24 protein-coding genes and 1 other annotated feature are annotated in these 22,923 nt (G+C 45.5%); of the genes, 21 read left to right on the top strand and 3 right to left on the bottom strand.

Going from position 1 to position 22,923, the window contains the following annotated elements; all coding sequences use genetic code 11:
- Nucleotides 1-3: 3 nt before the first annotated feature.
- Nucleotides 4-183 carry a YjzC family protein gene (locus ACNFN4_RS11425; RefSeq protein WP_003155070.1) on the top strand — a complete coding sequence of 60 codons (180 nt, stop codon included), beginning with the start codon at nucleotides 4-6 and terminating at the stop codon, nucleotides 181-183.
- Between the two features lie 35 nt (nucleotides 184-218).
- On the opposite strand, the gene ACNFN4_RS11420 is transcribed toward ACNFN4_RS11425, so the two are convergent.
- Nucleotides 219-404: a YjzD family protein gene (locus ACNFN4_RS11420; RefSeq protein WP_007409129.1), complete on the bottom strand. Its 186-nt coding sequence runs from the start codon at nucleotides 402-404 to the stop codon at nucleotides 219-221.
- Between the two features lie 260 nt (nucleotides 405-664).
- Between ACNFN4_RS11420 and ACNFN4_RS11415 the strand changes: the two genes are divergently transcribed.
- From ACNFN4_RS11415 to ACNFN4_RS11400, 4 genes are all read left to right on the top strand, one after another.
- Nucleotides 665-1,399 (top strand): hypothetical protein, encoded by a 735-nt coding sequence (locus tag ACNFN4_RS11415; RefSeq protein ID WP_179155982.1) that lies wholly within the window; start codon nucleotides 665-667, stop codon nucleotides 1,397-1,399.
- 82 nt (nucleotides 1,400-1,481) lie between these two features.
- Nucleotides 1,482-2,048 (top strand): hypothetical protein, encoded by a 567-nt coding sequence (locus tag ACNFN4_RS11410; protein ID WP_110124641.1) that lies wholly within the window; start codon nucleotides 1,482-1,484, stop codon nucleotides 2,046-2,048.
- A gap of 90 nt (nucleotides 2,049-2,138) precedes the next feature.
- Complete coding sequence (locus tag ACNFN4_RS11405; protein WP_072177123.1) at nucleotides 2,139-3,092, top strand: BMP family ABC transporter substrate-binding protein; 954 nt, start codon at nucleotides 2,139-2,141, stop codon at nucleotides 3,090-3,092.
- A gap of 12 nt (nucleotides 3,093-3,104) precedes the next feature.
- On the top strand, nucleotides 3,105-3,296 hold the full coding sequence (locus ACNFN4_RS11400) for a ComZ family protein (protein ID WP_003155061.1): 192 nt from the start codon (nucleotides 3,105-3,107) through the stop codon (nucleotides 3,294-3,296).
- 28 nt (nucleotides 3,297-3,324) lie between these two features.
- Here the strand turns inward: ACNFN4_RS11400 and ACNFN4_RS11395 are convergent, their stop codons facing one another.
- A complete protein-coding gene (locus tag ACNFN4_RS11395; protein WP_007409123.1) occupies nucleotides 3,325-3,543 on the bottom strand; it encodes a hypothetical protein in 219 nt (72 codons plus the stop codon).
- 166 nt (nucleotides 3,544-3,709) lie between these two features.
- Between ACNFN4_RS11395 and ACNFN4_RS11390 the strand changes: the two genes are divergently transcribed.
- The 9 genes from ACNFN4_RS11390 to ACNFN4_RS11350 all read left to right on the top strand — a co-directional run bounded on the left by ACNFN4_RS11390 (nucleotide 3,710) and on the right by ACNFN4_RS11350 (nucleotide 13,482).
- Entirely contained in the window at nucleotides 3,710-4,648 is a 939-nt protein-coding gene (locus ACNFN4_RS11390) for a beta-ketoacyl-ACP synthase III (protein WP_007409122.1), read from the top strand.
- Between the two features lie 22 nt (nucleotides 4,649-4,670).
- Nucleotides 4,671-5,909, top strand: coding sequence for a beta-ketoacyl-ACP synthase II (gene fabF, locus ACNFN4_RS11385; RefSeq protein WP_448200184.1), 1,239 nt, complete (start codon nucleotides 4,671-4,673; stop codon nucleotides 5,907-5,909).
- A gap of 82 nt (nucleotides 5,910-5,991) precedes the next feature.
- The gene (locus tag ACNFN4_RS11380; RefSeq protein WP_103527003.1) at nucleotides 5,992-6,777 is read left to right on the top strand and encodes a DUF2268 domain-containing protein; all 786 of its coding nucleotides are present in this window, start codon (nucleotides 5,992-5,994) and stop codon (nucleotides 6,775-6,777) included.
- A gap of 173 nt (nucleotides 6,778-6,950) precedes the next feature.
- Nucleotides 6,951-7,937, top strand: a complete 987-nt coding sequence (locus ACNFN4_RS11375) for an ABC transporter ATP-binding protein (protein ID WP_025284553.1) — start codon at nucleotides 6,951-6,953, stop codon at nucleotides 7,935-7,937.
- Nucleotides 7,934-8,923, top strand: a complete 990-nt coding sequence (locus ACNFN4_RS11370) for an ABC transporter ATP-binding protein (protein ID WP_014417412.1) — start codon at nucleotides 7,934-7,936, stop codon at nucleotides 8,921-8,923. Before ACNFN4_RS11375 ends, ACNFN4_RS11370 begins: the two co-directional genes overlap by 4 nt.
- A 77-nt stretch (nucleotides 8,924-9,000) precedes the next feature.
- Nucleotides 9,001-10,629, top strand: a complete 1,629-nt coding sequence (locus tag ACNFN4_RS11365; protein WP_038461778.1) for a peptide-binding protein — start codon at nucleotides 9,001-9,003, stop codon at nucleotides 10,627-10,629.
- A 66-nt stretch (nucleotides 10,630-10,695) separates the two neighbouring features.
- Nucleotides 10,696-11,646 carry an ABC transporter permease gene (locus ACNFN4_RS11360; RefSeq protein WP_448200183.1) on the top strand — a complete coding sequence of 317 codons (951 nt, stop codon included), beginning with the start codon at nucleotides 10,696-10,698 and terminating at the stop codon, nucleotides 11,644-11,646.
- A gap of 21 nt (nucleotides 11,647-11,667) precedes the next feature.
- On the top strand, nucleotides 11,668-12,582 hold the full coding sequence (gene opp4C / locus ACNFN4_RS11355; protein ID WP_017417449.1) for an oligopeptide ABC transporter permease: 915 nt from the start codon (nucleotides 11,668-11,670) through the stop codon (nucleotides 12,580-12,582).
- A gap of 147 nt (nucleotides 12,583-12,729) precedes the next feature.
- Nucleotides 12,730-13,482: a YjbA family protein gene (locus ACNFN4_RS11350; protein WP_007409116.1), complete on the top strand. Its 753-nt coding sequence runs from the start codon at nucleotides 12,730-12,732 to the stop codon at nucleotides 13,480-13,482.
- A gap of 32 nt (nucleotides 13,483-13,514) precedes the next feature.
- On the opposite strand, the gene trpS is transcribed toward ACNFN4_RS11350, so the two are convergent.
- On the bottom strand, nucleotides 13,515-14,507 hold the full coding sequence (gene trpS, locus ACNFN4_RS11345) for a tryptophan--tRNA ligase (RefSeq protein WP_014417415.1): 993 nt from the start codon (nucleotides 14,505-14,507) through the stop codon (nucleotides 13,515-13,517).
- A gap of 56 nt (nucleotides 14,508-14,563) precedes the next feature.
- Nucleotides 14,564-14,775, bottom strand: a binding site (T-box leader).
- A 476-nt stretch (nucleotides 14,776-15,251) separates the two neighbouring features.
- Here trpS and ACNFN4_RS11340 point away from each other — a divergent pair.
- The 7 genes from ACNFN4_RS11340 (at nucleotide 15,252) to ACNFN4_RS11310 (ending at nucleotide 22,838) form a co-directional block, all read left to right on the top strand.
- Nucleotides 15,252-16,886, top strand: coding sequence for a peptide ABC transporter substrate-binding protein (locus ACNFN4_RS11340; RefSeq protein WP_022553558.1), 1,635 nt, complete (start codon nucleotides 15,252-15,254; stop codon nucleotides 16,884-16,886).
- Nucleotides 16,887-16,992: 106 nt separating this feature from the next.
- Entirely contained in the window at nucleotides 16,993-17,928 is a 936-nt protein-coding gene (locus tag ACNFN4_RS11335) for an ABC transporter permease (RefSeq protein ID WP_003155043.1), read from the top strand.
- Nucleotides 17,929-17,931: 3 nt separating this feature from the next.
- On the top strand, nucleotides 17,932-18,849 hold the full coding sequence (gene oppC, locus ACNFN4_RS11330) for an oligopeptide ABC transporter permease OppC (RefSeq protein ID WP_007409113.1): 918 nt from the start codon (nucleotides 17,932-17,934) through the stop codon (nucleotides 18,847-18,849).
- Nucleotides 18,850-18,861: 12 nt separating this feature from the next.
- On the top strand, nucleotides 18,862-19,938 hold the full coding sequence (locus ACNFN4_RS11325; RefSeq protein WP_003155039.1) for an ABC transporter ATP-binding protein: 1,077 nt from the start codon (nucleotides 18,862-18,864) through the stop codon (nucleotides 19,936-19,938).
- Nucleotides 19,931-20,848, top strand: coding sequence for an oligopeptide ABC transporter ATP-binding protein OppF (gene oppF, locus ACNFN4_RS11320; RefSeq protein ID WP_017417453.1), 918 nt, complete (start codon nucleotides 19,931-19,933; stop codon nucleotides 20,846-20,848). Before ACNFN4_RS11325 ends, oppF begins: the two co-directional genes overlap by 8 nt.
- A gap of 106 nt (nucleotides 20,849-20,954) precedes the next feature.
- The gene (locus ACNFN4_RS11315) at nucleotides 20,955-22,142 is read left to right on the top strand and encodes a putative glycoside hydrolase (RefSeq protein WP_065180643.1); all 1,188 of its coding nucleotides are present in this window, start codon (nucleotides 20,955-20,957) and stop codon (nucleotides 22,140-22,142) included.
- 117 nt (nucleotides 22,143-22,259) lie between these two features.
- Entirely contained in the window at nucleotides 22,260-22,838 is a 579-nt protein-coding gene (locus ACNFN4_RS11310) for a GNAT family N-acetyltransferase (protein ID WP_448200182.1), read from the top strand.
- Nucleotides 22,839-22,923 lie beyond the last annotated feature (85 nt).

Below are 22,923 nucleotides of genomic sequence, written 5' to 3'. Positions count from 1 at the left end.
GACGTGGGACAGCAGCATCAATTCCGCCCGGGACAAAAAGCGCCGAATAACGGTGTGTACGTTGAAATCGGCGAAACGGGAAGCATGGTCAAAAATCCGCAGAAAATCAAGCTCACAGTGGGAGAAATGTTCCCTGAAACTTCAAACCACAACAGATTGTGGACGTATCAACGAAAACCGTGAACACAAAAAAACCTGCTGAATAGCAGGTTTTTTATTTAATGCTGGCTTGCATCCTGTTTGACAGGCATGATCTCCGCAAGAACAAAGACAAGCACTGCAATAACTACGGCAATAACGGATGATTGCTTGAAATTGTACGCCGCGCTGTTCATGGAGGCGACCAAATAACAGGCCATATGTGTTAAAAGGAACGTCCAAATAAAACCGATAATAAACCGCACGTTTCCACCTCGTCCTTCATTTTATTCTACGTTGTATCATACCATACATAAAGCGCGGGCGGAAGGTCATTTTCTCATCAAAAAGCACGCCTGAACCTGACATGTGCCCGCCTGTCCGGCCGTCTGACGGAAAATTCGGTTCCCGTGCTCGGGATAATAGCCAAAACATAGCAGCAAATAGGAGTTTATCCGATCCGTTTTCATTCTTCTTACATATGATAGCCAATAGAGAGATTAGGAGTAAAAGGAGGCGGGCAGGCATGGGGATAACGGAAAGATTCTTCCAATTCGGATCTGAGCTGAACGTCATCCATCTGCCGTATCGGCCGAACGGCTTCTGTATCTTTATTCTGGGGGACAGAACCCACTTTGTCAGCCGGGACTCAAGCTTTTGGCTCGAACATGAAGGGAGAAACCAGCTGTTAAATACGATGCTTGACAGAGGGTACACCATTTTCAACAGCAATTTATACGGACGGCATTGGGGTTCGGAAAAAGCCGCCCTTTACGCCAGACAGCTGATTCATTATGTGCTGAAACAAGAAACCCTCAATCCGAAAATACACTTGCTCGCAGAAGGCATGGGCGCCCTCATCGCCGATCAATTGCTGCAGTCTTCACCGGAGCATATCCGTTCAGCCGCAATGTTAGATCCTTGTCTTGATCTTCAAGCCCATTTTGAATCAGAGAAAGAAAATAAGTTTTTTTATAAGCAGTTTCTGAGGGAAACGGCACAAAGTTTCGGTGTTTCTGAAAAAGAGGCAAGCTCACTGAGCTATCAGACCATTACCGGCTGCCGCACCCGCGCGCCGGTACATATATGGCAAAGAACGACCGGAGCGCCGTACCCGTACACCCTGCATGCGAACGCGTATAAAGAAGCCCGGGAAAAGACCGGAAGCAAGACTGATATCACGTATCACCTGCTTGAAAACCCTGCGCGTATGTACAGAGCCATCTGCCGGTTTTTCCGCAGTCATGAAAAAGACCTGTAATGAATAGAATACAACAGCCATCTCTTTTCAGAGGGCTGTTTGGCTTGTGTGTGAATGAAAAACCGGAAAGGCGGCAGATGTGATGAAGACAGCGCTGATCATTGGAGCAGATGAATTTCTCGGCCTTTCATTGTGCGAACGGTTGATGGATGAGGGTGTGCATGTTGATGTCATTTTGGCAGAACCGGAGGACAAAACGAGGCAGCTGTATTTAGAAGAACGATTAATGTGGCTCGCGAGAAACGGGCTTTTTCAAATAATAGATGAAATCGGTGAAAAGGAATACGATCGTATCTGCGTCCAATACGGGAGCGGGTGTCTGCCTGAAGAAAGGGCTGAGCCTTTATATTGGATTGTTTACAGTGAGGATCACGGAGACTGGGAAAAAAACGGTCAGCGGGATACGGCAAAAGCGATTATCCTTCCTCCCCTCTACGGTCCGTGGACAGAAGCAAAAGAAGATGGCGAAAGCAGGATCTTTTTAGAAGACGCAGTCTGCGGGCTGATGAATCAGCTTGAGGCTGACGGCACAGAAGACGAAAATCAGATTATTACCCTGGAAATAAAAGAAAAAACACAAAAAACGGAAGCGGAAGAAAAAATTAAAGAGTGGAAAAGACAATTATCATCAATATTCGACATTTTTTAAGAAATACCTTCCATGTTATGTGCATTACCGCTACAATAAACGTATATCAATTTATACATGTTATGAGTTTGAAAAGGGGTTGAACATGGCTTGATCACCAGGCTTGTCATGACCTTTTCTGTCCTCCTTTTATTGAGCGGATGCGCACAAACTCCGTTTAAAGGAAAAATTGAGAAGGTCGGAATGCTTTTTCCCGATACCATCAGTGACTTGGTATGGGGCACAAAAGGTTACAAAGGTTTATTAGCGATACAATCTGAATTTAACGTTGACGTTTATTATAAAGAAAATATCAGATCCGATGAAGATATTTTAAAAGCGATAGATGATTTTCATAAAAAAGGAGTCAATCTTTTATACGGGCACGGAAATGAATACGAGGAAATCTTCAATATGATCAGCAAGGATTATCCCGACATGGAATTCGTCGTCGCAAACGGAACGGCGAAAAGCGATAATGTCACAAGCGTTCACCTTATGGGAGAAGCAATGGGCTTTTTCGGGGGAATGACGGCCGCCCATATGTCAAAAACCAATGAGGTAGGTGTCATCGCCTCCTTTTTGTGGCAGCCTGAAGTAGACGGCTTTATCAAAGGGGCGAAATATGAAAAGCCCGATATCACCGTCAATACTGAATTTACGGACCACTGGGATAACGGCAATGAAGCGCTGCATCTTTACGAGAAGTTAAAAGCGGAAGGCACGGATGTTGTATATCCGGCCGGAGACGGGTATAATGTTCCTGTCATTCAGCAAATCAAAAAAGACGGGCTTTACGCCATCGGCTATGTCGCCGAGCAATCGAATCTCGGCAAAAACACGGTGCTGACAAGCACGGTGCAAAACGTAGATAAAGCCTATACATTAATTGCCGAGCAATATAATAAAGGTACGCTCAAGAGCGGAGATCACAACTTTGATTTCAGGGAAGGAGTCGTTGAAATGGGGACGTTCAGCCCTCTGGTGGACAAAGCATTTCAAGACAAAATCTCAGACCTTGTCAAAACGTATAACCGAACAAATGAACTGCCGTCAAATGAATAGAGGTGGATACACATGCAGCATGAAAAGTCTCTTGAATTTATGCAGATCGCAATGAAATACCTGCCGGAAGCAAAGGCGGAGCTTGAGAAATCCGGCATAGATCTGTCTATGGAAATGATTCAGCCGTTTATGGACCTGTTTACATCGGTCATGGCGGAAGCGTATGAGCTTGGCAGATCTGATGCCGGGGAGCTGAATAAATAAAGAGAGCCACTTTTCATGAAGTGGCTTTTCACATGATTTTTTTCTTTATAGCGGACACCATCGGCGCGAAGTCTTTAAATACGGGCTTTAATTGATCCAGAGAGTTCATGATGGACCCCAGCTGATTCATCACGTGGTTGTAATCGATCTCTTCTTCGTTTTCAGCCTGAGGCTGCTCCGGGTTTTCTTCCGGTTCTTTATCCCGGTCTCTGGAATCGCCGAACATCATTTTGGAGAAAATATCCATAGTGAAGCCTCCTTTCGTCTTCCTTTTATTCTATGAGGAGCAGCGTCCGATAGTTTAGACGAATATATTGCCAACAGAAAAAAAATAGGGTAGAATTAGTACCTGATACTAATAATTGATCATAACTAATTAGTTTTAAATTCATTATAAAAAAGGAGTCTTTCCAATGAAAGCTGGAATTCTTGGCGTCGGCCGTTACATCCCGGAAAAAGTGCTGACAAATCATGATCTTGAACAAATGGTAGATACATCGGACGAGTGGATTCGTACGAGAACAGGTATAGAAGAAAGAAGAATCGCCGCGGAAGATATGTATTCATCCGGCATGGCCGCTGAGGCTGCGCAAAAAGCGCTTGATCAGGCCGGTATTTCCGCTGAGGAGCTTGATATGATCCTCGTGGCGACGGTTACTCCTGACCAGTCCTTCCCTACCGTTTCCTGTATGATACAAGAGAAGCTCGGGGCCAAAAAAGCGTGCGCGATGGATATCAGCGCCGCATGTGCGGGTTTTATGTACGGTATCGTAACCGCCAAACAATTCATTGAATCGCAAACATACAAACATGTCCTCGTGGTCGGCGTGGAAAAGCTCTCAAGCATTACCGACTGGGACGACCGCAATACGGCTGTGCTGTTCGGAGACGGAGCCGGAGCGGCGGTCATCGGACCGGTCAGCGACGACAGAGGCATACTGTCATTTGAGCTCGGAGCAGACGGTACAGGCGGTCAGCACTTGTACTTAGATGAAAAAGGGCATACAATCATGCATGGAAGAGAAGTATTCAAATTCGCCGTCCGGCAAATGGGTGAATCGAGTGTAAATGTCATTGAAAAAGCCGGCCTCTCCAAAGAGGACGTAGACTTTTTGATTCCGCATCAGGCAAACATCCGCATCATGGAAGCGGCACGGGAACGTTTGGAGCTTCCGGTTGAAAAGATGTCTAAAACAGTCCATAAATATGGAAACACATCCGCAGCATCCATTCCGATTTCATTAGTAGAGGAACTGGAAGCAGGCAAAATTAAAGACGGCGACGTCATCGTCATGGTCGGTTTCGGCGGAGGATTGACATGGGGCGCCATAGCAATACGCTGGGGACGATAAAAAAAGGTGAGGTGCACACAAGATGAGTAAAAAAAGAGTAGTCGTTACAGGGCTTGGAGCCCTGTCTCCGCTTGGCAACGACGCCGAAACAAGCTGGAAAAATGCAATCGGCGGCGTATCCGGAATCGGACCGATCACACGTGTGGAATCGGACGAGTATCCGGCGAAAGTAGCTGCTGAACTGAAAGATTTCAATATTGAAAATTACATGGATAAAAAAGAAGCGCGAAAAATGGACCGCTTCACGCAATACGCTGTCGTAGCCGCGAAAATGGCCGTTCAAGATGCCGGTCTGAACATCACAGACGAGATCGCGCCGAGAGTCGGCGTTTGGGTCGGGTCCGGAATCGGCGGTCTTGAAACGCTTGAATCCCAATTCGAAATCTTCCTGACAAAAGGGCCGAGAAGGGTCAGCCCGTTCTTTGTTCCGATGATGATTCCTGATATGGCGACAGGCCAAATCTCAATCGCTCTCGGAGCAAAAGGAGTCAACTCTTGTACGGTGACGGCATGTGCCACGGGAACGAACTCTATCGGTGACGCGTTTAAAGTCATTCAACGCGGCGATGCCGATGCGATGATTACGGGCGGAACGGAAGCGCCGCTGACAAGAATGTCATTTGCGGGCTTCAGTGCAAACAAAGCCCTTTCTACAAATCCTGATCCGAAAACGGCAAGCCGCCCGTTTGATAAAAACCGTGACGGCTTTGTCATGGGAGAAGGCGCGGGGATCGTCGTGCTTGAAGAGCTTGAGCATGCGCTTGCCCGCGGTGCGAAAATCTACGGGGAAATTGTCGGCTACGGCTCAACGGGTGATGCCTACCACATTACCGCGCCTGCCCAAGATGGGGAAGGCGGTGCGAGAGCGATGCAGGAAGCAATCAAAGATGCGGGCATCAAGCCTGAAGAAATTGATTACATCAACGCTCACGGCACAAGCACGTACTACAATGATAAATACGAGACAAAAGCCATTAAGACCGTTTTCGGTGATCATGCGTACAAGCTTGCCGTCAGTTCGACAAAATCAATGACGGGTCATTTGTTAGGCGCTGCCGGAGGAATTGAAGCAATCTTCTCCGTCATGGCCATTAAAGACAGCATTATCCCGCCGACGATTAACATCGAAACACCTGATGAAGAGTGTGATTTAGATTATGTATCGGACAAAGCGCGCGAGCAGGATGTCAACGTCGTTCTCAGCAACTCGCTCGGCTTCGGCGGACATAATGCCACTTTGATCTTTAAAAAATATCAATAATACAGTTTTTGACCGGCTGCCTGAAAAAGGTGGCCGGTTTTTTGTGCGTGCATATGATAACAACAAGAGGAGGCGAACCGGTATGAGCGTCAAGCAGACATATCAATGGATGGAAAAGGCGGCATCCGTAAATGATCTGGCCCCGCATCTTTTGCCGCTTTTTTCAGGGGCCGATAAGAAAGAGTGGAAGCCGATACTCGGGATGCTGCAAAACCACGGCATGTTCCGCCATCTGAAGGACGGCGTTAGGACCAGTAAACGGCTGAAAGAAAAAGGATGCTACAGCCATATTCAAAAGGAGGAAGCCTATTTAAAGGAGAAGTGGAACGGGTCGGACGTGCCGATCGTAGTTTTGCCCGTCGATGAACGAAACCGGAAAATCCGTCAGGAATTCGGATCAAAATCCGGTCTGGCCTTTCGGGACAAAATGTTCCTCTTTCTATCGTCGGATAGTTCCAATTCAGCTGTATCCGCCCTTATGACACATGAATATAATCACGTCTGCCGGTTAGAACATGTGACAAAGGACGAAAAAGATGAGACATTTCTTGATACAATCATGATGGAGGGGCTGGCAGAATATGCTGTATATGAGCGGTTTGGCTCAAGTCTTACGGCGGAATGGACGTCCTACTATACGCCTGAGCAGCTTGATTTTCTGTTTGAAAAAAGAGTCAAGCCGAACCTCCGCTTAACGAGAGACAGCAGAATGTTTTCCCAGCTGTTATACGGAAAAGGATACTTCCCCTCAATGCTCGGCTATGCCGTCGGATTCAATATAGTAAAAAAATATTTAACCGACCATCAAAAAACAGTAAAAGAAGCATTGGCCATCCCTTCAAAAACCTTTCTGGAGGCAACGCTTTAATAGATTAAAAGAATGGAAATTATTTAAGGATATTACATTTATCCTAAAAAATTCTTGCTTTTGTAATAATGATGTAATAATATACAACTATAAAATTTTTCGACTATTCTATATTTTGTGATAGCGAAACGTATGTTTCCCTCTGCTTCAGCGGAATGAGAAAGGGGCGTATCATGAGCACACTATTAGAAGTGAATAATTTAAAGACCTATTTTTTCAGAAAGAAACAGCCGATCCCCGCAGTCGACGGGGTTGATTTTCACATTAATAAAGGCGAAACCGTCGCTCTTGTAGGAGAATCCGGCTCGGGCAAAAGCATCACCTCGCTTTCTATTATGGGACTTGTCCAAGGCTCGGGCGGAAAAATTATGGACGGCTCGATTAAGCTTGAAGGCAGAGACCTGGCCTCCTTCACCGAAAACGAATATTGCAAAATCCGCGGAAATGACGTCTCTATGATCTTTCAGGAGCCCATGACTTCCCTGAATCCGGTGCTGACCATCGGCGAACAAATTACCGAAGTGCTTGAATACCATAAAAAAATGAATAAAAGAGAAGCGTCCAAAAAAGCCGTTGAGCTTCTGGAACTCGTCGGATTCTCCAGAGCGGAACAAGTGATGAAAGAATATCCGCACCGTCTTTCCGGAGGGATGAGACAGAGGGTGATGATCGCCATCGCGCTCAGCTGCAATCCGAAGCTTCTGATCGCTGATGAGCCGACGACGGCGCTTGATGTGACGATACAAGCCCAAGTATTGGAGCTGATGAAAGACCTCTGCAAAAAATTCGATACTTCCATTCTGCTGATCACTCACGATTTAGGTGTGGTTTCCGAAGCCGCCGACAGGGTGATCGTGATGTACTGCGGACAAGTCGTAGAGAGCGCGAGTGTGGAGGACTTATTTTTAAACCCTCTTCATCCGTATACCGAAGGGCTGTTAAACTCCATACCGGTGATAGATGGAGAGATTGATACATTAAAAGCGATCAAAGGCAGTGTCCCGACACCGGATAATCTTCCGGAAGGCTGCCGATTCGCCCCGAGGTGTTCAAAAGCGATGGACAAATGCAAAACAGGGCAGCCGGAGCTGATAACGCATGAAAGCGGCCGTTCTGTAAGATGTTTTTTATATGAGGAAGAGGGTGCCCAATCAAAATGACAGCTGCAGGCCAAGAAACGATTTTAGAGCTGAAAGACGTAAAAAAATATTTCCCGATCCGCTCCGGTTTTTTTCAAAGGAAAGTCGGTGATATAAAGGCTGTTGACGGTGTTTCTTTTTCACTGAAGCGCGGGGAGACGCTCGGCATCGTCGGTGAATCAGGATGCGGCAAATCAACGGCGGGAAGGACGATGATCCGTTTATACAAGCCGACAGACGGCCGGATTCTTTTTAAGGGGCAGGATATTTCCGGCTTATCTGAAGAAAAGCTGAGAAAAAGCGTCCGCAAAAACATCCAGATGGTCTTCCAAGATCCCTTCGCATCCCTTAACCCGAGGAAAACGCTGCGTTCCATTATTAAAGAACCGTTCCAGACTCACCATATGTACAGCATGAGCGAGCGGAACGAGCGAGTGGAGGAGCTGCTGGCGAAAGTCGGCCTTCATCCGAGCTTTGCAAACCGCTATCCGCACGAATTTTCCGGGGGGCAGCGCCAGCGGATCGGGATTGCGCGGGCTCTGACATTGAATCCCGAGCTGATTATTGCGGATGAACCCGTTTCCGCACTCGATGTCTCCATTCAGGCCCAGGTCATCAATCTGATGGAAGAACTGCAGGAAGAATTCAACCTGACCTATTTGTTTATTTCTCATGATTTGAGTGTTGTCCGCCATATCAGCGACAGAGTCGGCGTCATGTATCTGGGAAAAATGATGGAGCTGACTGAAAAACACGAGCTGTACGGCAATCCGCTTCACCCTTATACGCAGGCGCTTTTGTCTTCAGTGCCCGTCACGAGAAAAAAAGACGCCGTCAAGCGGGAACGAATCATCCTGAAAGGAGAACTGCCAAGCCCGGCAAATCCGCCGAAAGGCTGCGTGTTCCACACGCGGTGCCCGATGGCCAAACCGATCTGCAAGGAACAAATCCCGGCATTTGAAGAAGCCGCTCCCGGCCATTACGTCGCCTGCCATTTATATGCCTGAAATGACAAGCATCGAGAGGGGGTATGCCGGATTACATAACCAGTTTGCTGCATATATATCACAAAGGGGGAATTGATATGAAATTACGTAAAAGCGCACTGATGATGCTAAGTGTTTTTATGGCGCTCGCCATCTTCCTGTCAGCCTGCTCCGGTTCAAAATCCACAAGCACCGAATCCAAACCGGCAGGAAAACCGCAAAAAGGCGGAGATTTGGTTGTCGGGTCAACCGGGGAACCCACACTTTTTAATCCACTTTATTCTACCGATGTTGCAAGTTCTGATATTGAAGGAATGCTTTACAGCACATTATTGGAAACTGATGAGAAATTAAACGTCAAGCCGTCGCTGGCTGAAAAAGTAACAGAAGCTGACGGGGGATTAACGTATGATGTAAAACTGAAAAAAGGCGTTAAATTCCATGATGGAAAAGAGCTGACGGCCGATGATGTTGTTTTCACCTACAGCATCCCTCTTAACAAAGATTACAACGGTGAGCGTGGCTCGGGTTTTGAGTCCCTTAAATCCGTAACGAAAAAAGGGAAATATGAAATTCAGTTTAAAATGAAGAAAAAAGATGCCTATTTCTATAATGTCGTTCTCGACAGTTACGGCATTTTGCCTAAACATATATTGGGTAAGGTGCCGGTTGCAGATCTGGGAGAGAATGAATTTAACCGTAAAAATCCAATCGGTTCCGGTCCGTTTAAGTTTGTTGAGTGGAAAAAGGGCGAGTATGTCAAACTGGAAGCAAATGATGATTACTTTGGCGGCAGACCTTACCTTAATACAGTGACAGTAAAAACAATACCTGATTCTAACGCTGCTGTGGCTCAGTTAAAAGCGGGGGATATTGATTTCTTCGTTGTGCCGGGCACAGATTTTGATACGGTTAAAACGTTTGGAAACGTGAAGGTCAAATCTGACCTTGGCTTAAACTACAGCTATATCGGCTGGAATGAGAAAAAAGAGATCTTTAAGGACAAAAAAGTGCGTCAGGCATTGACTTACGCTCTTGACAGGCAGGCAATGGTGGATCAAGTGCTGAACGGAGACGGTAAGGTAGCGGATGTTCCTGAGAGTCCGCTGTCATGGAATTATCCGAAGTCTAAAGTGCCGACATTTGATTATAATCCGAAAAAAGCAAAGCAGCTGCTAAAAGAAGCCGGATGGGAAGACCATGACGGTGACGGCTACCTTGATAAAGACGGGAAAAAATTCTCATTTGAAATTAAAACGAATCAAGGCAATAAAATTCGTGAAGATTTAGCTGTTGTCGTTCAGCAGCAATTAAAAGAAGTGGGAATCGAGGCTAAACCGCGAATTGTTGAATTCAGTGCGTTAATCGAACAGACAAGTGCCCCTAATTGGGATTATGACGCTCTTCTTCTCGGATGGAGTCTTGCAACGTTCCCGGATCAATTCTCTATCTTCCATTCAAGCCAATCGAAAAACGGGCTGAATAATATCTGGTATAAAAACCCGAAAGTCGACAAGCTGCTTGAAGAAGCGAAGTCAATTACTGACAGAAAAGAATACCAAAAGAAATATGAAGAGATATACAAATTGATTGCTGAAGATCAGCCGTACAGCTTCTTATTCTATTACAATTACCACAGAGCGATGCCGAATAATTTACAAGGCTATGTATTCCACCCTAAAAATGACTTGTACAATATCGAAAAATGGTGGCTGGATCAAAAATAGCAAAAGCCCTGGAGAGGGAAGGAGGTTCCTTTCCTCTCTTATCCTATTTAAAAAGGGGACAAGAACATGGTTACATATATTTTACGGCGAACATTAATGTCCTTGCCGATTCTCTTAGGCATTACAATTTTGTCGTTTGCCATCATGAAAGCAGCGCCGGGAGACCCGATGTCACTTATGATGGACCCTACAATCAGTCAAGCGGACAGGGCGAAATTCATTGAAAAATACGGGTTGAATGATCCGGAACCTGTTCAATATGTGAAATGGCTGGGGAATATGCTGCAAGGGGATTTCGGGACTTCTATCGTCAAGAAAGGCACTCCAGTTTCTGAACTTATCTTATCCCGCTTACCGAATACGATTGTGCTTATGCTTTTCTCAACCCTTGTCGCTCTTCTTATTTCTATTCCATTTGGTGTTCTGTCAGCGAAACGTCCTTATTCAAAATTGGATTACGGGATAACTGTTACTTCATTTTTAGGGCTTGCCATACCGAATTTTTGGTTCGGTTTGATTTTTATCATGGTTTTATCTGTAAATCTGGGGTGGTTTCCCACTGGCGGAGTAAGCACTTTAAATGCTGACTTTAACATATTTGACCGATTGCATCACTTGATTCTGCCTGCTTTTGTGCTCGCCACGGCAGACATGGCAGGGATAACGAGATACACAAGATCCAGTATGCTGGATGTGTTAAAACAGGATTATATACGAACGGCGCGTGCGAAAGGATTCCGAGATAATAAAGTGATTTTTAAACACGGTTTGAGAAACGGACTTCTTCCTGTCATCACTATTTTTGGTCTGATGATACCGTCATTTATCGGGGGAGCGGTAGTGGTAGAACAGATTTTCACTTGGCCGGGCCTCGGCAAATTGTTTATTGATTCAGCCTTTTCGCGGGATTATCCGGTTATCATGGCCATGACGGTCATTTCAGCTGTTTTGGTTGTAGTGGGGAATTTAATTGCGGACATCTTATATGCGCTGGTTGATCCCCGCATTGAATATTAACAAAGAGAGGTGAGAGGTCAAATGTTACAGCCCAATACCGGCACACCCCCCAACGAAGTAAAATTAAAGGAAAATATTCAATCCAAACCGGAAACAATGACGAAGATTTTTTTCGAAAAGTTCTTTCAAAATAAACTAGCTGTAATCGGAGCCGTTATATTAACCATCATCATCTTGTCAGCCTTATTCGCTTCGGTAATCGCTCCTTACTCTCCGGAGAGTCAATCTCTTGTCAATCGTTTGAAGCCGCCGAGCTTAAAACATCTAATGGGAACTGATAAATTCGGAAGAGACATCTTTACGAGGGTTCTGTACGGGGCGCGCGTCTCCTTGCTTGTCGGATTCGCTTCTGTGATCGGCGCGATTACAATCGGGACAGTTGTCGGAGCCGTTGCCGGATATTTTAAAGGGATTGTCGATGCCGTTCTCATGAGAACCGTTGATATCGTATTATCCATACCTGATATATTTTTGCTTATTACACTTGTTACGATTTTTCAGCCCGGAATGGATAAATTAATTTTAATTTTCTCCCTTACAGGCTGGACAACAACGGCACGCCTTGTCCGGGGGGAATTTTTATCGCTTCGTTCCAGAGAGTTTGTATTAGCTGCAAAGACGATCGGTACAAAAAATCATCACATCATCTTTTCTCATATATTGCCGAATGCGCTCGGACCGATCATTGTCTCAGCGACATTAAAGGTGGGAACGGTTATTTTGGCGGAATCTACATTAAGTTATCTCGGTTTCGGGATTCAGCCGCCGATCGCAAGCTGGGGCAATATGCTTCAGGATGCACAGAACTTTACGATTATGATTCAGGCTTGGTGGTACCCGTTATTTCCGGGACTGTTCATTCTTCTTACCGTATTGTGCTTCAACTTTGTCGGAGACGGGCTGCGTGATGCGCTTGATCCGAAAAATGTGAAATGATCTCCCGGACGGAACGGGAGATTTTTTTGTTGCGATGCAGTCGGAAATCCAGCTCCGTAATGCGGAAATCTCATATTGAAATGGAATAATTTATCTATCCCTTGCCTATACTGTGGACAACAGTTTTTATAAAGTGAGGGGTCGAATATGTTATTTCTTCATGATGTATGGGTCAATTGGTTTGAAGGGGAAGAGAACGGCTACAATGTATGCCATTTTCACGAATGGCGGAAGGAAGACACGGTTGAGCTTTTGGATCAGACGCCGCTGCTCAGAGTGCCGTCGGTATTATTTCATTACATAGAAAACGACTTATCAGAGCTTCCGAAAGAGCTGCTTGACCAAGTCCACCAAAAGTCATACGTGCGAAAAAATCATGAGCGGACAAAGCTGGAGTATTGTTTTGTCGTGACAGACGGGATCGGCATCATTGCCGTGGATACGATCGGATATACCATTCCGGTCAGAAAGAGCCGCCTGATTCCGAGACAGGAGCAGCTTGTTTATGAAATGGTAAAGGATGTAGAACCGGAATCGTTTCAATTTGAGCCGGCGCAATTGGAGTCTTCAAAGGAATATCACATTTTGTCATTAGCGCCGGAGCATGTCAGAGGGCTGACGAGAAAAGAGCGGCAGATCAAGCAGCTGATGTTTATGGCGCTCGACCAGCTGAAAGGGCTGAAAAACCGTGCGGAAATTGTGTATTGGTACACGGAATGGAATCCGCATATGTATGAGCAGATCAAACGGATGAGCTTTGAAGAGATTTGGGACATGCTTTACAATGAAACAATTGAAGGCTGGTCAGATAAACATCTTGCGTTCTGTGAAAATTTGATTAAAGGGCAGCCGTTTTTCGAAAAGCTTTGGGAAATGGAGCAGGAATCAAAAGTGAACTAAAAAAGAGGCGGGGATTCTCCCGCCTCTTTTCTTTATCTTCTTTTCCGTCCGAGACCCATGGCATTTTCCATTTTTTTCACCATTTTGCCGGCCGTTTTGTTTGCGCGCGCCGCTCCTTCGTCGAGAATGCGGTCAAGCTCGTCGCTCTCAATTAATTCACGGTAGCGTTCTTGGATCGGTGTCAATGCGCCGATAACGACTTCGGCTAAATCGCTTTTGAATTCACCGTACCCTTTGCCTTCATATTTAGCCTCTAAATCTTCAATTGATGTGTTTCCTAAAATAGAATAGATCGTCAAAAGATTAGAAACGCCCGGTTTGTTTTCTTTATCATACTTTACAATGCCTTCAGAATCAGTCACGGCGCTCTTGATTTTCTTTTCGAGCTGCTTCGGCTCATCAAGCAGCGTGATGTATGCCTTTTGGTTCGGATCTGATTTGCTCATTTTTTTGAGCGGATCAGCCAGTGACATGATGCGCGCGCCTGATTCAGGAATTTTCACCTCAGGAATCGTGAAGATGTCATTATATTTTTTATTGAAGCGTTCCGCCAGGTTGCGGGTCAGTTCAAGGTGCTGTTTTTGGTCTTCTCCGACCGGAACAAGATCCGTTCCGTACAGTAAAATATCGCCGGCCATCAGCGGCGGATAGGTTAACAGTCCGGACACGACGGCTTCTTTGCCCTTTGACTTATCCTTAAATTGCGTCATCCGCTCAAGCTCGCCGATATATGCGACGCATTGGAGCATCCACCCCGCCTGGGCATGAGCGGGAACCTCCGACTGGATAAAGAGGGTCGCTTTCTCAGGATCGAGTCCGACGGCCACGTAAAGGGCCGCGAGATTGCGAATGTTCTTCCGCAGTTCAAGCCGATCCTGCGGAACCGTAATCGCATGCTGATCGACAATGCAGAAGTAGCCGTTGTAGTCATGCTGCAAATCGACAAATTGCTTCATTGCGCCGATATAGTTGCCGAGGGTAACGGAACCGCTCGGCTGAATGCCTGAAAAAATCGTTTTCTTCATATTTCTTACCTCATTTCTTAAAACATAATAAAAAAAAGCCCATTCTTCCCGTAGAAAAAAGGGACGAATGAACCGTGGTGCCACCCTGATTATTCCATTACAATGGAATCGCTCGAGACGTTGGTAACGGAGGCTGCTCCGGCTGGGCCTACTAACGTTCGGTCAGCTGCTCAGAAGTCCATTCCACATCGCCCGTTACCTGCTCCCAGCACCGCAGACTCTCTTCAAACGGATGAAAATGTGTACTACTCTTCATCATCGCAATCACAACAAATGTATTTGATTGATCTATTATAAATCAATTATAGCCAAATGTCATCAGAGGAATACAAGATTATTTCCAGTTTGCTAAAGGGCTGAAAATCCTCAAAAAGAACTGAAAATGCTTAAATGATAACGTATATCAACATTTCGTATAACGAATATTATATGTAAAAAGCAATATGAACTGGAAATTGCAATAAAAAAATTTAGTTAGGTCATGCTTTAAACTATAGAAGTGTATCACCTTTTTGACAGAAAAACTGACCAAATTTAAATATTTTAAATTGAGAAAATAGTATTGCAATAAATTATTCATTTCATTATAATGAACTTGTTCACTCTATTGTTACAGCTTCTTTACATAAAATAATCAGAAAAGACGGAACACAATTAAAGTTTAGAAAAATATTAAGTTATTTTGTCTGATATTTCTGAGTATTTAGTAGTAAAGGCTGAAAAATTTGATTAGGGGGTTAGTGCATGAAAAAGCGTTGGTCTATTGTAGGTTTGATGCTTATCTTCTCGCTTGTATTAAGTGCGTGCGGCGGATTCAGCGGCGGATCAGGCGGCGGTAAAAAAGACACCAAAGGGCAGACTTCACTTAATATCAATATTAAAACTGAGCCGTTCTCACTGCATCCGGGTTTAGCGAATGATTCCGTGTCAGGAGGCGTAATCCGACAGACTTTTGAAGGATTGACACGCGTAAACTCCAAAGGTGAGCCTGAAGAAGGAATGGCATCTAAAATTGAAACAAGCAAAGACGGAAAGACCTATACATTTACGATTCGTGACGGTGCGAAATGGTCTAACGGCGACCCTGTGACGGCGCAGGATTTTGAATATGCGTGGAAATGGGCGCTTGACCCGAACAACGAATCACAATACGCTTATCAGCTCTACTACATCAAAGGCGCTGAAGCTGCCAATACAGGAAAAGGCAAGATTGATGATGTAGGCGTAAAAGCCGTAAATGACAAAACATTAAAGGTTGAACTGAATAACCCGACACCTTATTTCACGCAATTAACTTCATTCTATACGTATATGCCGGTCAACAAGAAAATTGCGGAAAAACATAAAAACTGGAACACAAACGCGGGCGAAAATTATGTGTCAAACGGCCCGTTCAAAATGACGGCTTGGAAACACAGCGGTTCCATCACGCTCGAAAAGAACGATCAATATTGGGATAAAGACGCTGTGAAATTGAAGAAAATCAACATGGTGATGATTAACAATAACAACACCGAACTGAAAAAATTCCAGGCCGGTGAGCTTGACTGGGCAGGAATGCCGCTCGGCCAGCTTCCGACTGAATCTCTGCCGACATTGAAAAAAGACGGATCTCTTCACGTTGAACCGATCGCAGGCGTGTATTGGTACAAATTCAACACAGAAGAGAAACCGCTGAACAATGTGAACATCCGTAAAGCCCTTGCTTATGCGATCGACCGCTCGTCCATCGTGAAAAATGTAACGCAGGGCGAACAAATCCCGGCCATGGCTGCGGTGCCGCCGTCAATGAAGGGATTCAAGGATAACACAAAAGGTTATTTCAAAGACAATGACGTCAAATCAGCTAAAGAATTCTTAAATAAAGGACTGAAGGAATTAGGCGTCAAGAATGCCTCTGACCTTCCGGCGATCAAACTGTCCTACAATACGGATGACGCGCATGCGAAAATCGCACAGGCCGTACAGGAAATGTGGAAAAAGAACTTAGGCGTCAAAGTTGAGCTTGATAACTCCGAATGGAATGTTTACATCGACAAGCTGCACAGCCAGAACTACCAAATCGGACGTATGGGCTGGCTCGGCGATTTCAACGATCCGATCAACTTCCTTGAATTGTTCCGTGATAAAGAAGGCGGAAACAATGATACCGGATGGGAAGATCCTGAGTTTAAAAAGCTGCTGAACCAATCTCAGCTTGAAACGGATCCGGATAAACGTATCGAAGAGCTGAAAAAAGCAGAAAAGATCTTTATTGACGCAATGCCGGTCGCGCCAGTTTATTTCTATACGGATCCTTGGGTGCAGGATAAAAACCTCAAAAATGTAATCTTGACCGGAACAGGCGAAGTTTACTTCAGAAACGCTTCTTTTGAATAAAAGATGGTTCTGAAAACAAAAGACCCAAGGTATATGGGGAGGATGTCCCCATATACCTTTCTTACTGATTACGTATAAAATTGTAAAAAACATGGAGGTGTTCACCTTGCTGAAATATATCGGTAAACGATTCATTTACATGATCATCACATTGTTTGTGATTGTGACCGCCACATTCTTCTTAATGCAGGCAGCGCCGGGCGGACCATTTTCCGGCGAAAGAAAGCTGCCGCCTGAAATTGAGGCAAACTTAAACGAACACTATGGCTTGGACAAGCCTCTTTTCGTTCAATATGTCAGCTACTTAAAATCTGTGGCGATGTGGGACTTCGGACCTTCTTTTAAATATAAAGGCCAAAGTGTTAATGATTTAATCAATTCAGGCTTCCCCGTCTCATTCACTCTCGGTGCAGAAGCTATTCTCCTCGCTTTAGCGTTCGGTGTGCTTTTCGGGGTGCTTGCTGCCCTGTACCATAATAAATGGCAGGATTATACCATTGCGATTTTAACGATCTTTGGGATCTCAGTTCCGAGCTTTATATTGGCGACGATTTTGCAATATATTTTCTCAATTAAATTAGAACTGTTCCCGGTCGCAGGGTGGGAATCCTGGGCATACACCTTTCTGCCCTCTATTGCGCTCGCTTCCATGCCGATGGCGTTCATTGCCAGACTCTCCCGTTCAAGCATGATTGAAGTGTTAAACAGCGATTACATACGGACTGCAAAAGCTAAAGGACTTTCCCGTCCGTCAGTCACCGTGCGCCATGCGCTTCGAAACGCGCTTTTGCCGGTCGTGACATATATGGGGCCGATGGCGGCATCCATTTTAACGGGAAGTTTCATCATTGAATCCATTTTCGGAATTCCCGGTTTAGGCGCGCATTTTGTAAACAGCATTACAAACCGTGATTATACGGTCATTATGGGAGTTACCGTGTTCTTCAGCGTGCTCCTGCTTTTATGCGTATTAATTGTAGACGTGCTGTACGGATTAATCGATCCGAGAATCAAGCTTTCCAAAGCAAAGAAAGGAGCCTAGACCATGCAGAACATTCCTAAAAATATGTTTGAACCAGCTTCAGCTAATGCCGGCGATGCCGAAAAAATAAATAAAAAAAGCCTTTCCCTCTGGAAAGACGCCATGCTCCGCTTCCGCAGCAATAAGCTTGCGATGGTCGGGTTCGTACTGATCGTTCTTATTATTCTGATGGCGATTTTTGCGCCTGTCTTTTCAAGGTATGATTATGCGACTACCAATCTATTAAATGCGGATAAAGCGCCGTCGAAAGATCATTGGTTCGGCACGGATGACCTTGGAAGGGATATATTCGTCCGGACATGGGTGGGCGCGCGGATTTCCATCTTTATCGGTGTCGCAGCTGCCGTGCTTGATTTATTAATCGGCGTAATCTGGGGCAGCATTTCCGGATTCCGCGGCGGACGCACAGATGAAGTGATGATGCGCATCGCCGACATTCTGTGGGCTGTTCCTTCATTATTAATGGTTATTTTGCTGATGGTTGTCCTGCCGAAAGGATTGCTCACCATTATCGTCGCCATGACAATCACGGGCTGGATCAATATGGCGAGAATCGTCCGCGGACAGGTGCTGCAATTAAAGAATCAGGAGTATGTGCTTGCTTCACAGACACTCGGCGCCAAAACCGGCCGGCTTTTGTTTAAGCATATCGTCCCGAACGCGATGGGCTCTATCCTCGTAACGATGACACTGACGGTTCCGACGGCGATTTTTACAGAAGCGTTTTTAAGTTATTTGGGCCTCGGCGTACCTGCGCCGCTTGCGAGCTGGGGAACGATGGCCTCAGACGGATTGCCTGCATTAACCTATTACCCTTGGCGTCTGTTCTTCCCTGCCGGCTTTATCTGCCTGGCGATGTTCGGCTTTAACGTTGTCGGCGATGGGTTAAGAGACGCGCTGGATCCTAAGTTACGCAAATAAGGAGTGATATGAGTGACACGCTTGCTAGAAGTAAAAGACTTAGCCATTTCATTTAAAACATACGGCGGAGAGGTACAGGCAATCCGCGGCGTGAATTTCCATTTGAATAAAGGAGAGACGCTTGCGATCGTGGGGGAGTCGGGTTCCGGAAAAAGTGTGACCTCCCAAGCGATTATGAAGCTGATCCCGATGCCGCCGGGCTACTTTAAAAGAGGACAGATTCTTTTTGACGGACGCGATATCGTGCCGATGTCTGAAAAAGAAATGCAGGCCATCAGAGGAAAGGACATCGGAATGATTTTCCAAGACCCGATGACCTCTCTGAACCCGACGATGAGAGTCGGCAAACAAATTACGGAAGTGCTTTTCAAACATGAAAAAATCTCAAGTGAAGCGGCGAAAAAGCGCGCCATAGAGCTGCTTGATCTCGTCGGGATTCCGATGCCCGAAAAACGGATCGGCCAATTCCCCCATGAATTTTCAGGCGGGATGAGACAGCGTGTCGTCATCGCGATGGCGCTTGCGGCAAATCCGAAACTGTTAATTGCCGATGAACCGACAACAGCGCTTGATGTGACGATTCAGGCACAGATCCTTGAGCTGATGAAAGATCTGCAAAAGAAAATTGATACGTCTATCATTTTTATCACGCATGATCTTGGCGTTGTCGCCAATGTCGCCGACCGGGTCGCCGTCATGTACGCAGGTCAGGTCGTCGAATCGGGCACGGTGGATGAAATCTTTTATGATCCGCGCCATCCGTATACGTGGGGGCTGCTTGCCTCAATGCCCAGCCTGGACAGCACCGATCAGGAAAAACTGACGGCCATCCCGGGCACGCCGCCTGATCTGACGAATCCTCCGAAAGGGGATGCATTTGCGCTCCGCAGCTCATATGCGATGAAAATTGACTTTGAACAGGAACCGCCGATGTATAAAGTGTCTGATACGCATTTTGTGAAATCGTGGCTTCTGCATCCTGATGCGCCTAAGGTCGAGCCCCCTGAAGCGGTGAAGGCTAAAATCCGTCAGCTTCCGAATACGTATCAGCATCCTGTTTTAATGAAGGAAGGTGAAAAAAATGACTGAGAAACTTCTCGAAATCAAACACTTAAAACAGCATTTTTTCACGCAGAAAGGAACGGTAAAAGCCGTAGATGATTTGTCATTTGATATTTATAAAGGCGAAACGCTCGGCCTTGTCGGAGAATCAGGCTGCGGTAAATCAACGACGGGCCGCAGCATTATCCGGCTGTATGAGGCAACCGGCGGGGAAGTTCTCTTTAACGGGGAAAATGTCCACGGGAAAAAATCCCGCAAGAAGCTGCTGGAGTTTAACCGGAAAATGCAGATGATTTTCCAGGATCCGTACGCATCTTTAAATCCGAGAATGACAGTCGCCGACATTATTGCCGAGGGAATAGATATTCACCGCCTGGCAAAAACGAAAAAAGAGCGGATGCAGCGGGTTCACGAACTGCTGGAAACGGTCGGTTTAAATAAAGAGCACGCCAACCGCTACCCGCATGAATTTTCGGGCGGACAGCGCCAGCGTATCGGAATCGCCAGAGCGCTGGCGGTTGATCCGGAGTTTATCATCGCGGACGAACCGATTTCGGCGCTTGACGTCTCCATTCAGGCGCAAGTCGTCAATTTAATGAAAGAATTGCAGAAAGAAAAAGGGCTCACTTACCTGTTTATCGCCCATGATTTATCAATGGTCAAATACATCAGCGACCGCATTGGCGTCATGTATTTCGGAAAATTGGTGGAGCTTGCGCCGGCGGATGAGCTTTACGAAAACCCACTTCATCCATATACGAAATCATTGCTGTCCGCTATCCCGCTTCCTGATCCGGACTATGAAAGAAATCGCATGCGAAAGAAATACGATCCGGCAGTTCATCAGCTCCAAGAAGGAGAAAAAATGGAATTCAGAGAAGTGAAACCGGGACATTTTGTCATGTGCACAGAAGCTGAATTTAAAACCTATCTATAAAAGTATCATCCTCCAAGACTCAGTCTTGGAGGATTTTTTTGCGCACATTCAAGTTTATTAAGCCTGCTCCCGTTTTTCTATAATGGAAAAAAAGGGGGAGATCAGTATGAAAACCATTTTGTGCGCCATTTGTGCGGGACTGTTTATCAGTGCAGCCGCTTATCCGGCCCACGCCGCTGTGAAAGAGGAGCAGCCGCTTGTAAAAATAGCGCTGGCTGAAAAAGAACTGCCGAAATCAAATGCACGGTTCGCTTATCCGTCAGGGCTGCAGTTTACACATCCTGATAAGGTGCGGGGCATTTACGTCACAGGGCATTCGGCGGGAGGAAGCAAATTCGGGGAGCTGACAGACTTTGTGGACAAAACGGAGCTCAATACAATGGTGATTGATGTCAAGGACGACAACGGAAACCTCACCTTTAAGCCGGACGGCCATTCTGAGTATGCCAAAATCGCCAAGCCGTACATCAAAGATCCAAAAAAGATGATGAAAAAGCTGGAGGAAAAAAAGATCTATCCGATCGCGCGTATTGTCGTATTTAAAGACAGCGAACTTGCGAACGAAAAGCCGGAGTGGTCTTTTAAAGAAAAAAACGGAAGTGTCTGGAAAAACGGCCGCGGCGAATCGTTCGTTAATCCGTTTATGAAAGAAGTATGGGATTACAATGTAAAGATTGCAAAACAAGCCGTAAAGATGGGGTTTCAAGAAATTCAGTTTGATTATGTCCGTTTTCCTGAAGGATTTGAAAAACGTGATGACGAACTGACATACGGACACGGCGATTACGGGAAAACAGCAGACAGCAATGTGCAAAAACGCGTTCATGCCGTCACCGATTTTGTCGGTTATGCGAAGAAAAAACTCAAGCCGTACGGCGCGGATGTGTCGGTTGATATTTTCGGCTATTCTGCCACGCTGCCGGAAGCGCCGGGGATCGGCCAGAATTTCAGCAAGATTTCAGAACAGGTCGATGTCATTTCATCCATGATTTATCCGAGCCATTGGACAAGCTATTTCGGCATTGATAAACCGGATCTTGAGCCTTACAATGTCGTCAAAGAATACGCGAAGGTGGAAAATAAAAAACTGTCTAAGCTGAAACACCCGCCTGTATCGCGTCCGTGGCTTCAGGACTTCACGGCATCATATCTCGGCAGCGGAAATTATCAAAAGTACGGAAAACGCCAGGTGGAAGACCAGGTTAAAGCGCTGCATGATGAAGGAATCGACGAATTTTTATTGTGGGACGCGGCAAACCGTTATACCAAAAACGTCGATTACACACCATTTTAAAAAAATTGAAACCATGTTAAAGGATCACACGTCTTAATAGATGTAAGATTGTTTAAACAATCGGAAATGGGGTATATCTAAAAGTGTGAAGACAACGAACCCATAAGGAGCAAATGAATGAACTGGTACGAAAAGCTGAGTGAATATTTTCCGATTGAAGAAATGAAATCAAAAGCGCATATGGAAGCTCTGTTAAAGGAGCAAAGCGATGTTTATCATAAAGAAGAGGGGCAGTACCACGTGCTGATGTATGCGGAATTTGACTCTTTCATCTTTATTGATTACCTGTTTGTGTCAAAGAAATCCAGAGGACAAGGCCTCGGAAGCAAGCTGATCGGCAGGCTGAAAAAGAAAAACAAGCCGATTCTGCTTGAGGTGGAGCCTGTTGACGAGGATGACACGGATACACAGAAACGCTTGCGTTTTTATCAAAGAGAGCATTTCAAGCACGCGCAGTCAATCGGGTATCGGCGCCGGTCATTGGCTACGAATGAAGTGAACAAAATGGAGATTCTGTACTGGTCACATAAGACGGAATCAGAAGAAGAAATGTTTGAAGCGATGAAACAGACATATGAAAACATTCACACTTATAAAGATGAAAAATGGTACGGAGAATCATACGAAAAAACGGATGAAGTTCTCAAAGTCATTGATGAGAAAAAACGAAAAAACATTTTCGATCAGCTGAGCTAATTGAGAATGGGGAAAAATCCGCCAGCCGTAAATTTGCCGGATTGACACATTTTTTTCTCAGGAGACTGTTCACACTTACTTTTTT

This window comes from Bacillus sp. N1(2025) (assembly GCF_053470005.1).
Note: the sequence above shows the minus strand (reverse complement) of the source record. Positions and strands in the feature narration are given on the sequence as shown.

What these genes read in the sequence shown, in the direction of transcription:
- ACNFN4_RS11415 (WP_179155982.1), top strand. Translation starts at nt 665, where the DNA reads ATGGGGATAACGGAAAGATTCTTCCAATTCGGATCTGAGCTGAACGTC.
- ACNFN4_RS11410 (WP_110124641.1), top strand. Translation starts at nt 1,482, where the DNA reads ATGAAGACAGCGCTGATCATTGGAGCAGATGAATTTCTCGGCCTTTCA.
- ACNFN4_RS11400 (WP_003155061.1), top strand. Translation starts at nt 3,105, where the DNA reads ATGCAGCATGAAAAGTCTCTTGAATTTATGCAGATCGCAATGAAATAC.
- ACNFN4_RS11395 (WP_007409123.1), bottom strand. Translation starts at nt 3,543, where the DNA reads ATGGATATTTTCTCCAAAATGATGTTCGGCGATTCCAGAGACCGGGAT.
- ACNFN4_RS11390 (WP_007409122.1), top strand. Translation starts at nt 3,710, where the DNA reads ATGAAAGCTGGAATTCTTGGCGTCGGCCGTTACATCCCGGAAAAAGTG.
- fabF (WP_448200184.1), top strand. Translation starts at nt 4,671, where the DNA reads ATGAGTAAAAAAAGAGTAGTCGTTACAGGGCTTGGAGCCCTGTCTCCG.
- ACNFN4_RS11380 (WP_103527003.1), top strand. Translation starts at nt 5,992, where the DNA reads ATGAGCGTCAAGCAGACATATCAATGGATGGAAAAGGCGGCATCCGTA.
- ACNFN4_RS11375 (WP_025284553.1), top strand. Translation starts at nt 6,951, where the DNA reads ATGAGCACACTATTAGAAGTGAATAATTTAAAGACCTATTTTTTCAGA.
- ACNFN4_RS11370 (WP_014417412.1), top strand. Translation starts at nt 7,934, where the DNA reads ATGACAGCTGCAGGCCAAGAAACGATTTTAGAGCTGAAAGACGTAAAA.
- ACNFN4_RS11365 (WP_038461778.1), top strand. Translation starts at nt 9,001, where the DNA reads ATGAAATTACGTAAAAGCGCACTGATGATGCTAAGTGTTTTTATGGCG.
- ACNFN4_RS11360 (WP_448200183.1), top strand. Translation starts at nt 10,696, where the DNA reads ATGGTTACATATATTTTACGGCGAACATTAATGTCCTTGCCGATTCTC.
- opp4C (WP_017417449.1), top strand. Translation starts at nt 11,668, where the DNA reads ATGTTACAGCCCAATACCGGCACACCCCCCAACGAAGTAAAATTAAAG.
- ACNFN4_RS11350 (WP_007409116.1), top strand. Translation starts at nt 12,730, where the DNA reads ATGTTATTTCTTCATGATGTATGGGTCAATTGGTTTGAAGGGGAAGAG.
- trpS (WP_014417415.1), bottom strand. Translation starts at nt 14,507, where the DNA reads ATGAAGAAAACGATTTTTTCAGGCATTCAGCCGAGCGGTTCCGTTACC.
- ACNFN4_RS11340 (WP_022553558.1), top strand. Translation starts at nt 15,252, where the DNA reads ATGAAAAAGCGTTGGTCTATTGTAGGTTTGATGCTTATCTTCTCGCTT.
- oppC (WP_007409113.1), top strand. Translation starts at nt 17,932, where the DNA reads ATGCAGAACATTCCTAAAAATATGTTTGAACCAGCTTCAGCTAATGCC.
- oppF (WP_017417453.1), top strand. Translation starts at nt 19,931, where the DNA reads ATGACTGAGAAACTTCTCGAAATCAAACACTTAAAACAGCATTTTTTC.
- ACNFN4_RS11315 (WP_065180643.1), top strand. Translation starts at nt 20,955, where the DNA reads ATGAAAACCATTTTGTGCGCCATTTGTGCGGGACTGTTTATCAGTGCA.
- ACNFN4_RS11310 (WP_448200182.1), top strand. Translation starts at nt 22,260, where the DNA reads ATGAACTGGTACGAAAAGCTGAGTGAATATTTTCCGATTGAAGAAATG.